14 protein-coding genes and 1 riboswitch are annotated in these 19344 nt (G+C 70.6%); of the genes, 10 read left to right on the top strand and 4 right to left on the bottom strand.

Features of this window, described 5'->3' with window-relative positions:
* Positions 1 to 85: 85 nt before the first annotated feature.
* The 3 genes from RWH44_RS05510 to RWH44_RS05500 all read right to left on the bottom strand — a co-directional run bounded on the left by RWH44_RS05510 (position 86) and on the right by RWH44_RS05500 (position 3978).
* Positions 86 to 1672, bottom strand: a complete 1587-nt coding sequence (locus RWH44_RS05510) for an HNH endonuclease signature motif containing protein (RefSeq protein WP_316003793.1) — start codon at positions 1670 to 1672, stop codon at positions 86 to 88.
* A gap of 299 nt (positions 1673 to 1971) precedes the next feature.
* The gene (locus RWH44_RS05505; protein ID WP_316003792.1) at positions 1972 to 2328 is read right to left on the bottom strand and encodes a GntR family transcriptional regulator; all 357 of its coding nucleotides are present in this window, start codon (positions 2326 to 2328) and stop codon (positions 1972 to 1974) included.
* Positions 2329 to 2331: 3 nt separating this feature from the next.
* Entirely contained in the window at positions 2332 to 3978 is a 1647-nt protein-coding gene (locus tag RWH44_RS05500; RefSeq protein WP_316003791.1) for a D-alanyl-D-alanine carboxypeptidase family protein, read from the bottom strand.
* A 36-nt stretch (positions 3979 to 4014) separates the two neighbouring features.
* Positions 4015 to 4125, top strand: a riboswitch (TPP riboswitch).
* Here RWH44_RS05500 and RWH44_RS05495 point away from each other — a divergent pair.
* The 4 genes from RWH44_RS05495 to RWH44_RS05480 all read left to right on the top strand — a co-directional run bounded on the left by RWH44_RS05495 (position 4118) and on the right by RWH44_RS05480 (position 8146).
* Complete coding sequence (locus tag RWH44_RS05495) at positions 4118 to 4756, top strand: ECF transporter S component (RefSeq protein ID WP_316003790.1); 639 nt, start codon at positions 4118 to 4120, stop codon at positions 4754 to 4756. It overlaps the preceding riboswitch by 8 nt.
* Positions 4756 to 6204, top strand: coding sequence for an ABC transporter ATP-binding protein (locus RWH44_RS05490; protein WP_316003789.1), 1449 nt, complete (start codon positions 4756 to 4758; stop codon positions 6202 to 6204). Before RWH44_RS05495 ends, RWH44_RS05490 begins: the two co-directional genes overlap by 1 nt.
* A gap of 64 nt (positions 6205 to 6268) precedes the next feature.
* Positions 6269 to 7063 (top strand): energy-coupling factor transporter transmembrane component T family protein, encoded by a 795-nt coding sequence (locus tag RWH44_RS05485; protein ID WP_316003788.1) that lies wholly within the window; start codon positions 6269 to 6271, stop codon positions 7061 to 7063.
* An 81-nt stretch (positions 7064 to 7144) separates the two neighbouring features.
* The gene (locus RWH44_RS05480) at positions 7145 to 8146 is read left to right on the top strand and encodes a glycoside hydrolase family 26 protein (protein WP_316003787.1); all 1002 of its coding nucleotides are present in this window, start codon (positions 7145 to 7147) and stop codon (positions 8144 to 8146) included.
* A 7-nt stretch (positions 8147 to 8153) separates the two neighbouring features.
* On the opposite strand, the gene RWH44_RS05475 is transcribed toward RWH44_RS05480, so the two are convergent.
* Positions 8154 to 9458: an ROK family transcriptional regulator gene (locus tag RWH44_RS05475; RefSeq protein ID WP_316003786.1), complete on the bottom strand. Its 1305-nt coding sequence runs from the start codon at positions 9456 to 9458 to the stop codon at positions 8154 to 8156.
* Between RWH44_RS05475 and RWH44_RS05470 the strand changes: the two genes are divergently transcribed.
* The 6 genes from RWH44_RS05470 (at position 9457) to RWH44_RS05445 (ending at position 19340) form a co-directional block, all read left to right on the top strand.
* A complete protein-coding gene (locus RWH44_RS05470; RefSeq protein ID WP_298877092.1) occupies positions 9457 to 10296 on the top strand; it encodes a LacI family DNA-binding transcriptional regulator in 840 nt (279 codons plus the stop codon). The genes RWH44_RS05475 and RWH44_RS05470 overlap by 2 nt on opposite strands.
* 99 nt (positions 10297 to 10395) lie before the next feature.
* Positions 10396 to 13593 (top strand): cellulase family glycosylhydrolase, encoded by a 3198-nt coding sequence (locus tag RWH44_RS05465; RefSeq protein WP_316003785.1) that lies wholly within the window; start codon positions 10396 to 10398, stop codon positions 13591 to 13593.
* Positions 13594 to 13651: 58 nt separating this feature from the next.
* On the top strand, positions 13652 to 14950 hold the full coding sequence (locus tag RWH44_RS05460; RefSeq protein ID WP_298876303.1) for an ABC transporter substrate-binding protein: 1299 nt from the start codon (positions 13652 to 13654) through the stop codon (positions 14948 to 14950).
* Positions 14951 to 15016: 66 nt separating this feature from the next.
* A complete protein-coding gene (locus tag RWH44_RS05455; protein WP_298876300.1) occupies positions 15017 to 15961 on the top strand; it encodes a carbohydrate ABC transporter permease in 945 nt (314 codons plus the stop codon).
* On the top strand, positions 15958 to 16863 hold the full coding sequence (locus tag RWH44_RS05450; protein WP_316003784.1) for a carbohydrate ABC transporter permease: 906 nt from the start codon (positions 15958 to 15960) through the stop codon (positions 16861 to 16863). The genes RWH44_RS05455 and RWH44_RS05450 overlap by 4 nt, the downstream gene beginning before the upstream one ends.
* Entirely contained in the window at positions 16860 to 19340 is a 2481-nt protein-coding gene (locus RWH44_RS05445; RefSeq protein ID WP_316003783.1) for a glycoside hydrolase family 2 protein, read from the top strand. Before RWH44_RS05450 ends, RWH44_RS05445 begins: the two co-directional genes overlap by 4 nt.
* The last annotated feature ends 4 nt before the right edge of the window (positions 19341 to 19344 follow it).

Genomic DNA, 19344 nt, shown 5'->3' with positions numbered 1-19344 from the left:
GTCGATGGGCCGTGCGGTCGTGTCGCCGGCGCGCGCGTAGGTCCGGCGGCGGGGCGATGGTGTCGCCGGACCGTGCGCGCAGCCGTCAGAACGGGGGAGGAGCGTCGTGTGGATCGGGAGGGGCGAGGTCGTCGGGGAGGAAGCGGACCGCGGGGGAGTAGGGCAGGGGTTCGTCGCTGTACATGCGGCCGGTGGGCGAGGTCCACTCGAGCACTCCGCCGGGGAGTTGCCTCACCTTCCAGCGAGTGAACTGCTTCTGCGTGTGATGGCGTTGGCAGAGGGCCGCGAGGTTGGTGACCGCCGTGGGACCGCCCAGAGCGTGGTCGAGAGTGTGGTCGATCTCGCAGCGGATGGCGGGCACGATGCATCCGGGCCACCGGCAGTGGCGGTCGCGCGCGCGGAGGTGACGGTCGATCGCCGACGTGCGGTGGTAGGTGTCGGTGTGGAGAACAGCGCCGCTGACGGGGTGCGTGACCACGCGGTCCCACGGGGTGGTGGTGGACTCCGCGAGGGCGCGGGCGGTGTGCGCGTCGACGGGGCCGTGTCCGACCAGATCGGCTGGGTCGGTGTTCTCGGTGGCGGGGTCGAGGATGCTGAGGGCGGGTACCACGACCTGTACCCGGGCGCGGATGGCGCCGAGGGTTCCGGGTCCGTCGTCGGTGCGGGTGGGGTCGGCGTCGGGCGCGGCGGTGAGGAGGAGATCGGCGAAGATGTCGGCGCGCAGCTGCGCGGTGGTGCGTTCGTCCGAGGCCATGATCGAAACGGGGGCGGCGGCAGTGGCGGCGACGGGGTCGACCACGCGAGAGCCCGTGGTGCCGGGGGCTGCGGAGCCGTCGATCGCGGTGCCGAGGCCTGTGGCTGCCCCCTCCGCAAGGGCCGCGACGAGCATGCGCCTGCCGCCGTCGAGAGTGCCATCGGACGCAGCCACCCCATCGCTCGGGCTCGCCCCACAGGCTCCCGGGACCACGAGCGCGCGGTCGTCCGGTGTCGGATCGGCGAGACCGAGAGCCGACCCTGCGCGGTGGTCGACGAGGGCACGGGCTTGCTGGGTGAGCCGGTCGTAGATGCCCACGGCCAGGACGGTGGGGAGCGTCGCCACGAGGTCGGACATGCCATCGACACCCGTGACGACACGTACGCAGCGGGTCTCGCGGCCGCGGGCGTGGCGTTCGGTGAGTGTCGTGGCGTGCAGGCGTTCGGCGGCGACGGAAAGGCGGGAGCGCAGACGCCCCGGACTGAGACCGGGCGCGAGCGAGACGGCGAGACGATCGAACTCGTCGCGCACCGCGGGAGGGAGGGCCTCGCCGATGTCGGCGATGACGTGCGCGTGAGTGCGGCTGATCTCGCCCGCTTCCCACGCGGAGAGGGTTGCCGGGTAGTCGTCGACCATGGCCATCGCGCGGGCGATCTGCCGTTGGACCGACCGGTCGGAGAGGCCTTCGGCCGCGGCGAGCTCGGATGCCACCTCGCGGAGTGCTATCTCGGCGGCACGCGACGTGGCGCGCTGACCGGCCATCACATCGAGCGCGAGGTGACCGGCTTCAGCGAGGGCGCGTGTGCGGGCCGCTTCGGCGGCCGCCAGGGTCTTTCCGGTGCGCACGACCTCGTCGAGCACCGCGGACAGGGGCCGCGCCGGGCCGTCCGGTGTCGAGGGGGAGGTCTCATCGTGCATGTGTGCATGCTATCGGCGACCTCCGACATTACCCCCGGCCAGGAACGCTTTCTGTGGATGGATCGCGCGTGCGGGTGGCTGGGGAGGAGGGGTCGCCATCCGGCTTCTCGGCTCGCTTCGCCCACTCCGCTCTCAGGCCGCCGGACGATCCGCCCGGCTCCTCGACCGCCGGGTGCTCCGCCGCCCGACAGCCTCGATCACCTTGCGCTCTGTCACCCCGGCTTCCCGGACACCGCCCGCCCACCGCCCGGCGGCGTCTCGCCCTGCCGCCCGTTCAGCCCTCTCCGAAGCCCGCGCCCTTACCCCTCGCCGAGGGCCGCCCGCACCAGGGCCACCGCGTCCGCCGGAGGAACGCCCAGGCTCCGGACCGTATCCGCGTACGTCTTCGCCGCCTGCGCCGCGCGCGACGCCGCCGCGTCGCCTCCGCGCACGATCGTGCCGGCGCGACCGCGGGTCTCGACGTAGCCGGCCTCCTCGAGCTCGCGGTATGCCCGGGCCACGGTGTTGGCGGCCAGGTTCAGCTCGGTGGCGAGAGTGCGCACGGGCGGCAGGCGCGTGCCCGCGACCAGCGATCCGTCATCGATCGCGGCGATCACCTGCGCCCGCACCTGTTCGAACGGCGGGGTGGGGGACTCGGCATCCAGGGAGAATTTCATGCGTCAGTCGTTTACCCCGAAGAGATCGAGCGGATGGGTCAGGCGCCACCACGGGCTCGGCGGCTCGATCTCGGCGGCGAGCTGCACGTCGACCGTGGACGCGTCGACCGGCCCTGTCGCGGTGAAGGTTCCGACCGTCTCTCCCGTGCCGCGCGAATCGCCGAGATCGAAGCGCGTGGAGGTCTGCGCGCTGGCGCCGTTCCACAGCACGACGGTCGCGTCGGAAGCGGTCACCAGATCGATGTCGTCGCTCCACAGCGTCTCGACCTTGCCCACGACGGTTCCCGCGGTCACGGACGGACTCGGCTGCAGCTCCTCCTCGAGGCGCGCGAACAGGTCGCGCGTGGCCTGGTTGCGCGTGTCGGGTCCGGGCTGACCGAGCACCGCCGCGTAGGCCCGGACCGTCGTCCCGGCGACCGTGATGTCTTTCGCGGTGAGCAGGTTCCACGCGTCGAGGGTGCCGGTCTTGACGCCCACCACTCCGGGGTCGCCGAGGAGCGCATTGCCGTTCTTGAAGGTGCCGGCCCCCGGGAGGGTCAGCTCGGGGGTGCGCACGATCTCCGCGATCACGGGGTTGGCGAGCGCCCGTTCGGCGAGCGCGATGAGGGCCGCGGGCGTGGCGGTGTTGCCCGCCTCGATGCCCGTGGGATTGACGATGGTGATCCCGTCGATGCCCCGCTCGGCGAGGTACGCGTTCGCGGCGTCCGAGAACGCGGCATCCGTGCCGAAGAGGTCGGATGCCAGACGCTGGGCGTAGTTGTTCGCGGAGGCGATGAGCATGCCCTGCAGCATCTGCAGCTGGGTGAGGCTCCCGTCGACGGGGACGTCGAGGGAGGACTCGCCGCGAGCGCGGTACTGCCAGTAGTCGGCGCTGTCGGCCTGGGTGAAGGCGTACGACTTGCCCTGCTCGCCGGGCGCGAGGGGGAGGCGGTCGAGCACGACGAGCGCGGTGACCACCTTCGTGATGCTCGCGATGGATTCGGGTGCGCTCGCCGCCGACGACAGGGTGCCGGGCACGCCGTCGATCGCGATCGCCGCTTCTCCGTCGGCGGGCCACGCGGGTTGGGCCGCGGGGGCCGCCGCGGGCTCCACCGCGACCGCGCGGGTCGTGGGCTGCACGGCGTTCAGCGGCCACAGCAGGGTCGTGGCGACGTATGCGGCGAGCATGAGCACGAGCAGCACCGGAGGCACGACCGTCGCCGGCCGCAGCCGTCGGCGCCGCACGCCGGAGAGCAGATCGGTCTGCCGACTCGTGGCCCCCGACACGACGAAGGTCGGCGACGGCCGCGGCGCCGACGCCTCGCCCGGATCGACCCACGCGAGCGCGCCGAGGAGCACCGGGGCGGGCGTCGGGGCATCGGCGGCGGGGAGGGATGCCGGGGCGGCGGACGCCGGAGCGGAAGCCGGAGCGGAAGCCGGAGCGGAAGCCGGCGCATCCGCGGCGGGCGCGGGCGCCGCAGGCGCAGCCGACGACGCGACGGGCGCAGCGGAAGGAGCGGGAAGGGATGCCGACCCCTCGGCATCCGGCTCCGCGGCGTCGGTCGCGGATATCTCGTCGATCGCGGACGTCTCGGCGTCCGTCGAGTTCTCGAGCGACGCCTCGGCCGGGTCGCGCGCCGCGCGCCTCGAGGCCGGGATCTGCTCGTGCACCCGCCCACGCTACCCCGGCCGCCTGTCTATACTCTTCAGCACAACCACGGGAGTCCGGTGAGCCGGGCTGAGAGGAAGCGAATCCACGCTTCGACCGTCGAACCTGATCCGGATCATGCCGGCGCAGGGAGGAGATCACATGCACACGTCCACGTCCGCCCGCACGGCCCCCGCCTCGGCCGCGCTCACCGCGAACCGCTTCCGCTGGCGCGTCGTCGACATCGTCGTCGCCGCCGTCCTCGGCGTCGCCGTCGGCCTGGTGTTCTGGGGCTGGAACACCGTCGGGGGTCTCTGGTTCGCCGCGATGGACGGTCTGACCCCCGGCCTCGGAGGCATCGCCGTCGGCATCTGGCTGATCGGCGGCGTGATCGGCGGCCTCATCATCCGCAAGCCCGGGGCGGCACTGCTCGTCGAGGTGATCGCCGCGATCGTGTCCGCCCTGATCGGCAACGTGTGGGGCATCACGACCGTGGTCTCGGGCCTCGCTCAGGGCCTGGGTGCCGAGCTGATCTTCCTGGCGTTCCTCTACCTGCGCTTCACCCTGCCCGTCGCGATGCTCGCGGGCGTCGGCGCCGGCATCGGCGCGTGGGTGAACGAGCTGTTCCTCTCGGCCAACATCGAGCGCACCATCGAGTTCAACCTCATCTACCTCGGGACGCTGGTCGTCTCGGGTGCGCTGCTGGCGGGTCTCGTCGGATGGCTGCTCGTGCGCGCCCTCGCCGCGACGGGTGCGCTCAGCCGGTTCGCCGCGGGGCGGGAAGCACGCCGCGACGTCTGATGGCGCATCCCGCACGCGTCGACGTCGAGGGGTGGGGCTGGCGCTACGCCGGCCGTCGCCTTCCCGCGACGAGCGAGGTCGACCTGAGGATCGAGCCGGGCGAGAGGGTGCTGCTGCTCGGCGCCTCGGGCGCCGGCAAGTCGACGCTGCTCGCCGGCTTGGCAGGTCTTCTCGGCGGTAGCGACGAGGGCGAGACGACGGGTCGCATCCTCGTCGACGGGCAGGCGCCCGAGGCTCAGCGCGGACGGATCGGGCTCGTGCTGCAGGATCCCGAGTCGGGCATCGTCCTGTCGAAGGTCGGCGACGACGTCGCCTTCGGCTGCGAGAACCTGGGCGTCCCCGCGGCCGAGATCCCGGCGAGGGTCGCCGAGGCCGTGGCATCCGTGGGTCTGGCGGTGCCGCTCGAGCGTCCGACGAAGGCGCTCTCGGGCGGGCAGAAGCAACGTTTGGCACTCGCCGGAGTGCTCGCGATGCGGCCCGGACTGCTGCTGCTCGACGAGCCCACGGCCAACCTCGACCCGGTGGGCGTCGCCGAGGTGCGCGCCGCCGTCGAACAGGTGGTGGAGGGCGAGGGGACGACCCTCGTGCTGATCGAGCACCGCACCGCCGTGTGGGCCGACCTCATGACACGTGTCGTGGTGCTCGCGCCGGGCGGCGGGGTGCTGGCCGACGGTCCCCCCGCCCGCGTCTTCGCCGAGCACGGCGACGCTCTCGCCGCCGCGGGGGTGTGGGTTCCGGGACGCCCGGTCGACCTCCCCGAGCTCCCCGCGGTCGGAGGGACGGATGCCGTGCTCTCGACCCGCGGACTGTCGATCGGGCGCGAGAGGCGCGCGGTCGTGGCATCCGGGTTCGAGATCGTCATCCCGCCCGGGGCCGGCACCGTCGTCACGGGACCCAACGGCATCGGCAAGTCGACGCTGGCGCTGACGCTCGCCGGGCTCCTGCCCGAGCTCGCCGGCGAAGTGGTCGCGGCGCCGTCGCTCGCCGCGCGGGGGATCACCCGCCCGTCGCGCTGGCGCTCGACCGAGCTGCTGACGCGCATCGGCACGGTCTTCCAGGAGCCCGAGCACCAGTTCCTCGCCTCGACCCTGCGTGACGAGCTCGCCGTCGCCCCGCGCGCGCTGAAGCGATCGGCGGCCGAGGTCGCCGTGATCGTCGACGAGCTGTTGGAGCGGTTGGACCTGGCATCCCTCGCCCTGGCGAACCCCTTCACGCTCTCGGGCGGACAGAAGCGGCGCCTGTCAGTGGCGACCGTGCTCGCCGCCTCTCCCGAGGTGATCGTGCTCGACGAGCCGACCTTCGGTCAGGACCGCCGCGGGTGGACCGAGCTCGTCGCCCTGCTGCAGCGCGAGATCGCGCGCGGACGCACGGTCGTCGCCGTCACCCACGACGCCGACGTGGTGCGCCACCTCGGCCAGCACCGGATCGAGATGGGGGATGCCGCATGACCGGCGTTCCTCGCCCGCCCGAGGTGCGGTGCGTCGATGCCCTCCGCACGTCCGGCGGTGCCCGGTGAGCCGCGTCGCTCAGGCCGAGGAGGTCCGGGAGGGCGCCGCGTGGCTCGACGGGGTCAATCCGGTCGCGAAGGTGCTGATGGCCGTGGTGCTGGCCGTGCCGCTTCTGGTGACGCTCGACGCGGTGAGTGCGAGCACCGCCCTCGTGCTCGAGCTGCTGTGCGTGCCGCTGACCGGACTGTCGTACGCGGTCGTCCTCCGACGACTCGTCCCCGTGCTGGTGTTCGCCCCCGTCGCGGCGATCAGCATGCTGCTGTACGCGCGGCCGGAGGGAACCGTCTATGGCACCTTCCTCTTCGCCACCGTGAGCGACGCCTCGATCGCCCTCAGCGTCGCGGTGCTGCTGCGTGTGATCGTGCTGGCGCTGCCGATGATCCTGCTGTTCGCCCGCACCGACCCCACCGCGCTCGCCGACGCGCTCGCGCAGGTGGCCAAGCTCCCCAGCCGGTTCGTGCTCGGGGTGCTCGCGGGGGCCCGGACGGTGGGGCTCTTCGTCGACGACTGGCGCACGATGGGTCTCGCCCGGCGCGCGCGCGGCCTCGGCGATCGCGGCGCGCTGCGACGGTTCTTCTCGATGGCGTTCGTGCTGCTCGTGTTCGCGGTGCGCCGCGGAACGAAGCTCGCCACGGCGATGGAGGCCCGGGGCTTCGGCGCCGACGTCGAGCGCACGTGGGCGCGTCCTTCGACCCTCTCGGCCCGGGATGCCGTCGCCGTCGGGGGATCGGCGCTGCTCGTCGCCGCGGCGCTCGGTGCGGCGGTGGCGGCGGGGGCGTTCCGGGTGGTGGGCACGTAAAATAAGATATTTATAAAAGTGTGGCGCGCGGCGGTCCGAGCCGCCATGCTGGAGCCCTCGACGAAGAGAGGGGCTCCGCCCATGAAACGAACGCGAACGCTCGGGATCCTCGGATTGGCGGTGGCCGCCGTATGCGCGGCGACCGTCGTCCCACCGCCCACCGCCGCGGAGGCCTTCCAGCCCTCCACGCGGGCGAGCGTCATCCAGTACCTCACCTCCCTCACCGGGAACGGCATCGTCTCGGGCCAGCACAACAAGGAACCCGCGTCGCAGCCGGCGCAGTACACGCAGCAGGTGAAGGACATCACCGGGCAGTACCCGGGGCTGTGGGGCGGCGACCTGTTCTTCACCGCGGCCGACGCCGCCAACCGTCAGCGCGTCGTCGATCAAGCCAAAACGGAGTGGCGCAACGGCTCGCTCGTGACGATCGCCTGGCACGCCTGTCCGCCGACGGGACCCAGCACCTGCGCCTTCGACGGCGGGGTGAAGAGCGCGATCTCGGATGCCCAGTTCCAGCAGATCATCACCGGGGGGACCGCTCTGAACACCACCTGGCGCCAGCGGATGGCCGAGGTCGTGCCTTATCTGCGCCAACTGCGGGATGCCGGGGTGCCCGTGCTGTTCCGTCCGTTCCACGAGATGAACGAGACGTGGAACTGGTGGGGTGGGCGCCCCGGCGTCAACGGCAGCGCGAAGATCTACCAGCAGATGAAGGACTACTTCGACGCGCAGGGCCTGACCAACCTGGTGTGGGTGTGGAACGTCCAGGACAACCCCACGGCGAACTGGGCGAGCTACTACCCCGGGTCGTCGTACGTCGACGTCGCCTCTCTCGACGTCTGGTACAAGAGCTTCCCCAGCTCAAGCGACTACACGCAGATGCAGAACATCGCGGGCGGCAAGCCCATCGCGATCGCCGAGATGGGCAAGGCGCCGACGGCGAGTCTGCTCACCTCGCAGACGCGATGGACATACTTCATGATCTGGTCGGAGCAACTGCGCCAGAACAATACGAATGCCGAGATCCAGGCGGCGTACTTCCACCCGCGGGTGCTCAATCAGGGCGAGGTCGGACTGCCCTGATCCGAGGTCACGGTCCGGCGAAAGCCAGCGCCGGGCCGTGACCGGGGGTCAGCTGCCCCTGCAGGGTGAGAGCCGCGGCGCCGATCGCGGCGGAATCCGTCGGGTTGATGGACAGCTCCACCGTCGTCGGGTGCGCTTTCCGCGCGAAGGCGCGTCCCAGGGCGGCGCGCACTTCGCGGACGTAGATCGAGCCCGCGGTGGCGACGCCCGGCCCCGACAGCACGATCTCGTCGAGATCGAAGAGGTTGGTGAGGGTCAGAGCGGCACCTGCGACGGCGCGGCCGCTCTCGATCACGAGGGGAGCTGCGGCAGGGTGCTGTTCGACGGCGGCGCGCGAGAGCAGTTCCCAGTTCTGCGCGACCGTCGCCTGCGGGTCGAGATCGAGCGAGCGGGCGGTCTCGGCATCCGCCAGCGCGAGAGCGACTGCGACCCGGGGGGCGGCGACGACCTCGAGGCATCCGCTGTTGCCGCAGAAGCACTCCGGGCCCCGTGGATCGACGGTGATGTGGCCGAGCTCGGCGGCGTTCGAGCTGGCTCCGCGGAACAGCGCGCCGTCGCTGACCACCCCGGCACCGATGCCCGAGCCGATGTATATGCACGCGAACGTGCGGTATCGCGAGACCCCGCGGCTCCAGAACTCGCCCAGCGCGGCCGCGCTGGCGTCGTTGTCGACGAGCACCGGCATCCGCAGAGCGGTCTCGAACTCCGACCGCAGGGACACGTCGCGCCAGTGCGGGAGGGTGGGTGCCTCGATGGTGGTGCCGGGCCCGGAGCGCATCGGGCCCGGGAGCACGACGGCAACGCCTGCGACGCTCGTGGCAGGGATGTCTGCCGTCGACATGAACCGGTGCAGTGCCTGCGAGAGCCGCGTGATCACGTCGGCGGGAGCGTCGGTACCGGCGCCGGGGAGACGCTCGCGGGCCACCACGCCGCCGTTGGTGTCAGTGGCGACGAGGGTGACCGATTCGAAGCCGAGCTGCACGCCGACACCGTGGCGTGCTCGCCGGTTGATGTCGAGGAGACGACGCGGCTTGCCGCCGGTCGACGGTACGGTGCCGGCTTCGACGATGACCTCGTCGTCGAGGAGCTTGCGCACGATGAGCGAGATCGCGGGCTGCGTCAGGCCGGTCGCCGTCGTCAGCTCCGTGCGGCTGATGGGCCCGGCCGAGCGGATGAGGTCGACCACGAGTGCGCGGCTGCCGGGGGACTCCGGGGTCGCCTGCGGCCGTGCCATCGTCTCGCCTCCCGCGGCGCTGGGTAGATTACGCAGGGCCTGGATGAACCCCGAGAGGATCGTACCCGTGACGCACATGCGACCCCCCATCGGCATCGCGCTCGTGCGCGACGCCGAGATCCTCGGCGCGGAGCCGTACTTCCACGACCTCATCGTCGGGATCGAGGAGGTGACGCTCCCCGAGGGGTATCCGGTGCTGTTGCGCGTGCTCGCCACCCGCGCGGAAGAGGAACGGTTGTACCGGGCGTGGGCCGGGTCCTCCGACGTGACGGGTGTCCTACTCGTGGACATCGACGAGGATGACACGCGCCCGGCGCTCGTCATCGATCTCGAGCTCCCCGCGGTCGTGGTGGGGCCTCCGGTCGCGGAGAATCTCATGACCGTGTGGACCGACGACGACGCCGCGATGCGCTTGGCTGCGCAATACCTCGTGGAGCAGGGGCATGCCGAGATCCTGCACGTAGGGGGGCCGACCCACATCCGCCACTCCCTCTCGCGGCGCCGTGCGTTCGAGCAGTGCTGCGCGGAGGGGGGCGTCGTCGCCCGGACGGCGACGGGGGACTACTCCCGCGCCTCGGGCGAAGCCGCGACGAGCGCCGCCCTGGCGGCACACCCCGGCATCACCGCCGCGGTCTACGACAGCGATCTCATGGCGCTCGGTGGTCTCGACGCGTCGGCGGCCGCGGGCGTCGAGGTGCCGGACGGGCTCGCGATCATCGCCTGGGACGACTCCACCCAGGCGCAGCTCTCGACCCCACCGCTCAGCGCGATCGCCCGCGACACGCGTGCCGTCGGCCGTCTCATCGGGCGGGCGATGCTCGACGTCGTGGCGGGGGCGCCTGCCGATGTTCGCCACGCCGCCGACGCCGCCCTGCGGGTCCGACGCAGCTCCAACCGTGACGAAGCCGTTACATAAATTATTTATCTAACCTCTTGACCTGCTCCGGCTGCTCGCGGATGCTGGGTTCATCGCCGCACGGCGAAACCCCGTCCGCCGGTCGAAGGAGCCTGGTCGTTGATCCATCCCCGTACCCCCGTCCGCGGTGTCGTCGCCGCGAGCCTCAGCGCAACGGTGATCGCCGCCTCGCTGTGGGCCGCCCCCGCCGTCTCGGCCGCATCGACGGCATCCGCTCTTCCCCTCGTGTCGCAGAACACGTCGTTCGTGGAGCGCGACGGCTCCCGACTCACGCTCGACGGTGAGACGTTCCGCGCGAGCGGGACGAACATCTACTGGCTCGGCCTCGACGAGAACGTCGGCGGCGTGGACTACCCCACGTACTTCCGCATCAAGGACGCGCTCGACACCGCGCACCGGATGGGTGTCAACGTCGTGCGCTCGCACATGATGACCTCGACCGGCCAGGACGACGCCAACCCGCTCGCGATCATGCCGCGCCTCGGCGAATACAACGACGCGGCGTTCCAGACGATCGACTTCGCCGTCGCGTACGCCGGAAGCCTCGGCATCCGCCTGATCCTGCCGCTGACCGACGAGTGGAGCTATTACCACGGCGGGCACCGCGACTTCACGACGCCGCTGGGGTTGGAGTCCGACGACTTCTACACCGCCCCTGAGGCGGTCTCGGCCTATCAGCAGTACGTCGACGTGATCCTCTCGCGCACCAATGCGCTGACCGGCGTGAAGTACGTCGACGATCCCACCGTGCTCGCCTGGGAGCTCGGAAACGAACTCGAGGGCATGACGCTCGACTGGATCAACGCGCAGGTGGACTTCATCTCGGAGCGCGCGCCTCAGCAGCTGGTCGCTGCCGGCCGTCGCTTCGACATCGACCCCGACACCCTCGCCGCGCCCGACCTCGACATCGTCGACGTGCACTACTACCCGCCCACGGTCGAGAAGGTGACGGCGGATGCCGCGTCCGTCGCCGCCGCCGGCAAGGTCTACATCGCCGGCGAATACGCCTCGACGGCCGCGTCGAGCGAACTCTTGGACACCGCCGCCGCGGACGAGAACGTCTCGGGCATGTTCTTCTGGTCGCTGTTCGGCAACAACGACCGGGGCGGTCTCGTCCCCCACGACGACGGCTTCACCCTGCACTACCCGGGCGACACCGACCGCATGCGGCAGTCGGTCGAGGCGATCGGCGCCTACGGCCGCGATCTCGGCCTGCCCACGGGAGAAGGTGCTCCCGACGAGCCGCTCATCGTCTCGATCGAGCAGACCAACGCGATCAACCGGATCGCCTGGCGCGGGTCGGCGGGCGCGCAGGGCTACCGCATCCAGCGCAGCGTCGCGGGAGGCGACTGGAGCGACCTGACAGCCGACCCCGTCGGGGCCGCGGCCTCGCCGGTGACCGATCTCGACTCGCCACCGACCGCCGTCTACCGTGTCGTGGCGGAGTCCGCGCAGGGCGACTCCACCGCCTCGGAGGCCGTGAGTGCCGCGGGCGCGACGGTGACCGTCGACCCCCTGTCGGACTGGCGGCTCACGGCAGACCACGGCGGTGCCGACCTGATCGCCCCCGAGGGGGCGCGGGCGACCGACGCGACCGCGACGGCGACCTGGCGTGCCGCGGGTGTGCGCACGGCCGTCTTCCGGCTCAGCGAGGCGGACGGGGCCGAGGTCGGTGTGAGTCTCGACGGGTCGACCTGGACCCCGGTGACGACCACGACGCGCCCCGTCGACGGAGCGACCGAGGTCGTGGCATCCGATCTGTGGGGCGAGTACGTCCGCGTCTCGTGGGCGCGGGGAGCGGTGCTGGAACGGGCGACCGTGACGAACGAGACCCCGCGGGTCGCCCTGTTCGATCCGCTGGACGACTTCAGCCGCACGACCGCGCACAGCGGCAGCCTGTCGTTCGACACCGGCAATCCGGGCTCGTTCTCCGGTGACTCGTCCCGGCTGAAGCGCGATGCGGCCGACGGCGACGAATCGGTGACCTGGGCCTACGACGACATCTCGGGCGTCGACCTCGTCGCCTACTACTGGCCCGACCAGCCGGTGATCCCCCTCACCCTGTCGGGTTCGGCCGACGGCCGGCAATGGCGCACACTCGAGCCGACCGTCGACGGTGGTGACGGCAACTGGAAACGCTACGTCTACCGGCTGCGCGACCTCCGGGGCGTGAACCAGCTCCGCGTCTCGTGGGACGGTGCGACCGGAGAGGTGTGGACGCCGCAGCTGTCGGAGGTGTCGCTCTTCTCGTCGAACGCCCCCGAGCTCGGTGCGCCGGGTGCCGTCACCGCGCAGGCACCCGTCGACGGGGCCACCGACGTGCGCGCGACGCCCACGTTCCAGTGGGCGCCGGCACAGGATGCCGCCTACTATCGCTTCACCCTCGCGACCGACCCCGACCTGAAGGCCGTCGTCGCTGCGGAGACCGGGCTGAGGGGCTCGTCGTGGCGTCCCGCGATCGATCTGGATGCCGAGACGACCTACTACTGGCGCGTCGAGGCGGTCAACGGTCTGGGCATGTCGTCCTCGCCGACCTGGAGCTTCACCTCGGCGGCGCGCCCGACGAGCGATCTCGTCGTCGACGACTTCGAGTCCTACGCCGATGACACGGCGGTGTCGACGGCATGGGTGCGCAACACCGGTGGCGGAGAGGTCGTCCCCTCGCTCGTCGCAGAGGACGGCGACCACGCGGGACGGTTCACCTACGACCTGGGCTCCCCGGGTTATGCGGGAGTCGTGCGGACCCTGCCGGAGCCGGTCAGCTGGTTCGGCTACGCGGGAGTGGGGCTCACCCTCGACGCCCCCGCCGGGACGACGGCGACCGTGCAGTTCGTCGCGGCCGGGGGCTACTGGGAGGCGCAGGTGCCGGTCGAAGAGGCCGGAGCCCACCGGGTCGAACTGCCCTTCGATCGCTTCGCACCGCCGGCGTGGGCGGGGGAGTCCCGTCTCGACCTGTCGTCGGTCACCCAGTTCGCCCTCTACGTCGCGGGCACCGCGCAGGGTGAACTGACCGTCGACGACATCGTCGCCCTCGCCCCCGCCGCCGTGCCCGAGCCCACCCCGGAGCCCGAACCGACGTCCGGCCCGGACCCGTCTCCCAGAGCCACCGCCGCCCCGGAGCCGACGCCGGCCCCCGCCGTCTCGCCGACCCCCGGCATCCCGGTCGCCCCGGGGGCCTCCGGACCGCTCGCCACAACGGGCGCGGCCGCCCCCGTCGGCGCGGCGTTGCTCGGCGGTCTGCTCCTGCTCGCCGGTGTCGTCGGTGTCATCCATCGCCGTCGGCGCACCCGTTCCTGAGTCACACACCCCCGGTGCGGCGGCGATGCCGCCGCCGCACCACCCCGAAGGAGAACCCATGAAAAGGCATGTCATCACCGTCGCGGGCCTGGCCACCGTGGCCGCCCTCGCCCTGTCCGGCTGCTCCGGCGGCGGCGGATCGACCAGCAGCGACGAGAACCCGTCCGGCGAGATCACCGTGCTCACCAACCGCACGGACATCGTCGACACCGTCCTGAAGGACTACGTCACCGAATTCCAGAAGACCTACCCCGATGTGCAGGTGAAATTCGAAGCGCTCACCGATTACGAGGGCGATGTCCGCATCCGCCTCAACTCGCGCGACTACGGCGACGTGCTGCTCATCCCCACCTCGAACGTCACGCGGGACCAGTACCCGCAGTTCTTCGAGCCGCTCGGCGACGAGCAGGAGCTGTCGCAGACGTACCGCTTCACCAACGACGGCGCCTACGACGGCACGGTCTACGGTCTGTCGACGTTCGGCTCCGCCATGGGCTACGTCTTCAACCGCGACGTGTGGACCGCGGCCGGCATCACGACCCCGCCGGCGACGGCGGAGGAATACCTCGCCGACCTGCAGAAGATCAAGGACACGGGCGTCACCCCGTACTACACCAACTACAAGGACGGCTGGCCCCTGTCGTCTCTCGCCGGCAACATCGGCGGCGTCACGGGCGCGTCCGCGCTGAACGACATGACCACCGACGACGCGCCGTGGACCTCGGGGACCGACATCGCCGAGATCGACGGGCTCCTCTACGACACCGTCGCCGCCGGGCTGAGCGAGGCCGACCCGACGACCACGAACTGGGAGGAGTCGAAGACCCTCCTGGCGAACGGGCAGATCGGCTCCATGATCCTCGGGTCGTGGGCGGTGTCGCAGATGCAGGATGCCGCGGAGGCCGCTGGGAAGTCGCGCGACACCATCGGCTTCTGGCCCATGCCGTGGCAGACCGACGGTCAGTTCACCTCGGTCACGGCGACCGACAAGCTGCTCGCCGTGAGCAAGTTCTCGGAGAACAAGCCCGCAGCCAAAGCCTGGGTCGACTGGTTCGAGAACGAGTCCGGCTTCGCCGAGAGCCAGGGCGCGATCAGCCCGCTGAAGGCCGACGACGCTCCCGCGACGCTCTCCGACTTCACCGACCTGGGCGTGCAGTACATCGAGCTCGACCCGCGCCCGCAGGGGAAGGAGAGCCTGATCACCGACATCGCGAACGCGGCGGAGATCACTCTCTTCGGAGAGAAGTACCGGCAGGAGCTCATCGACACCGCCCGCGGCGCGCGCGACGGCGACGAGCAGTCGTTCTTCGCCGATCTCAACTCGCGCTGGGGCCAGGCGGTCGCCGACACCCAGTGACGCTCCTGATGCGGGGCGGACGCCCGAGTCCGCCCCGCATCACCCCCTGATGGAAAGGAGCGCGCGATGGCGCTCGCCGAAGGCACCCCCCTCGAAACCGTTCCCGCCCGCCGACGCCTTCGTCGCGCGGGCCCCCGTCGATCCGCCGCGCGCGGCTGGCGGCTCACCCCCTGGCTGTTCCTGATCGTCCCCCTGGGCTTCCTGGTCCTGTTCACCTACGTGCCCGTCGCGAACTCCTTCTGGTACAGCGTCACCGACTGGGACGGGCTCGACCCGCAGCAGAACTTCGTCGGCCTCGACAACTACGTGCAGATCTTCACGCGTCCCGAGTACTTCCAGGTGTTCGCGGTGAGCCTGTTCTATCTGGTCGGAGCGATCGCCCAGCTCGGACTGGCGCTGCTGTTCGCCGTGCTGCTCAGCTTCCGCACCCGCTTCAAGAACTTCTTCAAGGGCGTCATCTTCTTCCCGTACCTCATCAACGGGGTCGCGATCGGTCTGATGTTCCTGTTCTTCTTCCGACCCGGCGGGACGCTCGACAGCGTCCTCGCGGCGTTCGGCGTCGTCGACCCGCCGCAGTGGCTCGGCGACCCCTCGATCGTCAACGTGTCGCTCGCGGCGACGTCGGTGTGGCGCTACATGGGATTGAACTTTGTGCTCTTCCTCGGCGCGATCCAGTCGGTGCCCGCGGAGCAGTACGAGGCGGCCGATCTCGACGGCGCGAACTCGTGGCAGAAGTTCCGCTTCATCATCCTCCCCAGCATCCGTCGCATCCTGGGCCTGTCGCTCATCCTCGCGGTGTCGGGCGCCCTCTCGGCCTTCGAGATGCCGTACATCATGACCGGCGGCGCCAACGGCTCCGAGACCTTCGTCATCCAGACCGTCGACACCGCGTTCCGCTACGCGCAGGTGGGTCTGGCCTCGGCGATGGCGGTCGTCCTGCTGGCGATCGTGCTGCTCATCACCGCGGTGCAGCGACGGTTCTTCCCCGACGAGAAAGCGAGCGTGCAATGACCGGCACCCTCACCCCCGCCCCCACGCCGACGCGGCCCACGACGGTCCCGCCTGCGCGACCCCACCGGCGCCGCGCCGATCTCGGATGGATCGCGACGGTGCTGAAGTACGCCGCGCTCGTGATCGCGTGCCTGTTCGCGCTGCTGCCGATCGTCACGATCTTCGCGCTGGCGTTCAAGACACCGGAGGAGTACCGCACGACGGGTCCGCTCGATCCGCCGTCGAACTGGTTCAACCTCGACAACTTCGTCATCGCCTTCACGCAGGGCGGGATGCTGACCGGGTTCGTGAACACCGCGATCATCCTCGTGGTCTCGATCACGGGCACGATCCTCATCGGCACGATGACGGCCTACGCGGTGGACCGGTTCCGTTTCCGCGGACGGGCGCTCGTGACCGGTGTGTTCCTGCTCGCCACCCTCGTGCCCTCGATCACGACCCAGGTCGCGACCTTCCAGGTGATCAGCGCTCTCGACCTGTTCAACACCCGGTGGGCGGCGATCGTGCTCTTCACCGGCACCGACATCATCGCGATCTACATCTTCCTGCAGTTCATGCAGAACATCCCCGTCGCCCTCGACGAGGCCGCGATGATCGACGGAGCCAATCGCTTCACCGTGTACTGGCGCATCATCCTGCCGCTGCTCAAGCCCGCCATCGCGACGGTGGTGATCATCAAGGGCATCGCGGTCTACAACGAGTTCTACATCCCGTTCCTCTATATGCCGTCGAGGGACCTCGGCGTGATCTCGACGTCGCTGTTCCGCTTCATGGGGCCCTTCGGCTCGCAGTGGGAGGTCATCGCCGCCGGCACCATCCTCGTCATCGTCCCCACCCTCCTCGCCTTCCTCTTCCTGCAGCGATTCATCTACAACGGACTCACCTCTGGAGCCACCAAATGACCGACGTCACCACCGCTCGCCCTGCCGCCGCCCGCACCACGGCCCTTCCCGAGGTGTGGAGCCTGCGGGCCCTCGACGGTCCGGTCCCCGCCGGGATCGCCGGGCAGACGGTTCCCGCGGCCGTTCCCGGACTCGTGCACGTCGCTCTTCTCGACGCGGGCCTGATCCTCGACCCCTACCTCGACCGCAACGAGACCACGGTGACGTGGATCGGCCAGAGCGCCTGGGAGTACGCGACCCGCTTCGACTACGCCCCCGATGGCCACGACCGTCACGACCTCGTGTTCGACGGCCTCGACACCTTCGCCGAGGTGGTGCTGAACGGGCGCAGCCTCGGGCGCACGCGCAACCAGCACCGCACGTACCGGTTCTCGGTCGACGACGCCCTCCGCGATGGCGAGAACGAGCTCGTGGTGACGTTCGCGTCGCCTGTTGCCGAGGCCGACCGAGCGAGCCTCGAGATCGGCTACCGCCCGCACACCTATTTCCACCCGTTCAACGCCATCCGCAAGGCCGCCTGCAACTTCGGCTGGGACTGGGGATTGGATGCCGCGTCGTCGGGCATCTGGAAGCCCGCGCGCCTCGAGGCGTGGTCGGGGGCACGGCTCGCGGCGACGCGACCGGTCGTCAGCGTCGACGGCTCGGACGGCGTCGTCGCGGTCCACGTCGACATCGAGCGCGCCGACGACGCGGACTACTCCGTCTCGATCTCCCTCGCCGACGGCAGCGAGGCGCGGATCGAGCTCGCGGCGGGGGCGTCCACGGGCGTCGCCGAGCTGCGTGTCGCCGACGTCGCCCTCTGGTGGCCGCGCGGGTTCGGCGAGCAGCCGCTCTACGACCTCGCCGTTTCCCTGGAGCGCGATGGCGACGTCCTGGCGGAGCGTACGCATCGGATCGGCTTCCGCACGATCGACGTCCAGCTCGATCGAGACGAGGAAGGGACCTCCTTCCGCTTCGTCGTCAACGGCGAGCCGGTGTGGATCCGCGGGGCCAACTGGATCCCCGACGACGCGTTCGTCACGCGTGTGACCCGCGAGCGACTCTCGCACCGTCTCGACCAGGCGGAGTTCGCGAACATGAACCTGCTGCGCATCTGGGGCGGCGGCTACTACGAGTCGGATGACTTCTACGACCTGTGCGACGAACGCGGCATCCTCGTCTGGCAGGACTTCCTCTTCGCATGCGCCAGCTACGCCGAGGAAGAGCCGCTGTGGTCGGAGGTGGAGGCCGAGGCCCGTGACAACATCACGCGCATCATGCCGCACCCGAGTCTGGCGCTGTGGAACGGCAACAACGAGAACGTCTGGGGCTACGAGGAGTGGGGCTGGGCGAAGCGTCTGCAGGGGCGGACCTGGGGGCTCGGCTACTACCTCGACCTTCTCCCGCGCCTCGTCGCCGAGCTCGACCCTTCGCGGTCGTACACGCCGGCGAGCCCCTGGTCGGGTGATGCGGACATCTTCGCGAACGATCCCGAGCACGGGTCCGTCCACCTCTGGGAGCACTGGAACCGTGTCGACTACCCGACCTATCGCGACGTTCATGCGCGTTTCGTCGCCGAATTCGGATGGCAGGGGCCGGCGACGTGGTCGACGATCACCCGGGCGATCTCGGATTCTCCGCTCACGCCCGAGTCTCCGGGCATGTTCCACCACCAGAAGGCGATGGACGGCAACGACAAGCTCACCGACGGTCTCGTCGCTCACCTCCCCCTCCCCGACGACACCGAGGACTGGCATTGGGCCATGTCGCTGAACCAGGCGCTGGCGGTGACGGTGGGCATCGAGCACATGCGCTCCGAGTCGCCGCGCTGCATGGGATCGGTCGTGTGGCAGCTCAACGACTGCTGGCCGGTGACCTCGTGGGCAGCCGTCGACGGCTACGGACACGCCAAGCCGCTGCTCTACGCGCTCAAGCACGTCTACGCCGACCGGCTGCTCACGATCCAGCCCCGTGGGGGCGGACTCGCCGCTATCGCGGTCAACGACGCCCCCGCGGGGTGGACGGGACCGCTCCTCGCACGCCGCCTGTCCTTCGACGGGACGGTGCTGGCCGAGGCGCTGCTCGCGACCGACATCGATGCCCGCGGTGCGCGCACGTTCGCGCTCCCCGAGGCGGTGGCCACGCCCGCCGATGCGGCGAGCGAGCTGATCGTGGTGGAGTCGGAGGGCGTCCGCGGCTTCTGGTTCTTCGCCGAGCATCGCGACTCCGCGCTCGCCCGCGCAGAGCTCACCACGAGCGCTCGTCGGGTGGCAACCGGGTACGAGGTGACGGTCGAGGCCGGGAATCTCGTGCGCGACCTCGCGCTGCTGGTCGACAAGGTCGATCCGGATGCCGTCGTCGACGACATGCTCGTCACCCTGCTACCGGGCGAGTCGGTGACCTTCCGGGTGCGGAGCGAGGAGGACGCGGACCCGGAGCGCTTCTGCGCCCCCGACGTCCTCCGCACATCGAACCAGCTCGTCGCCGACTGGAACTGATCGC

It is taken from the genome of Microbacterium phycohabitans, assembly GCF_032464935.1.
Lineage (GTDB): Bacteria > Actinomycetota > Actinomycetes > Actinomycetales > Microbacteriaceae > Microbacterium > Microbacterium phycohabitans.
This window is presented reverse-complemented; position numbering and strand designations above follow the sequence as displayed.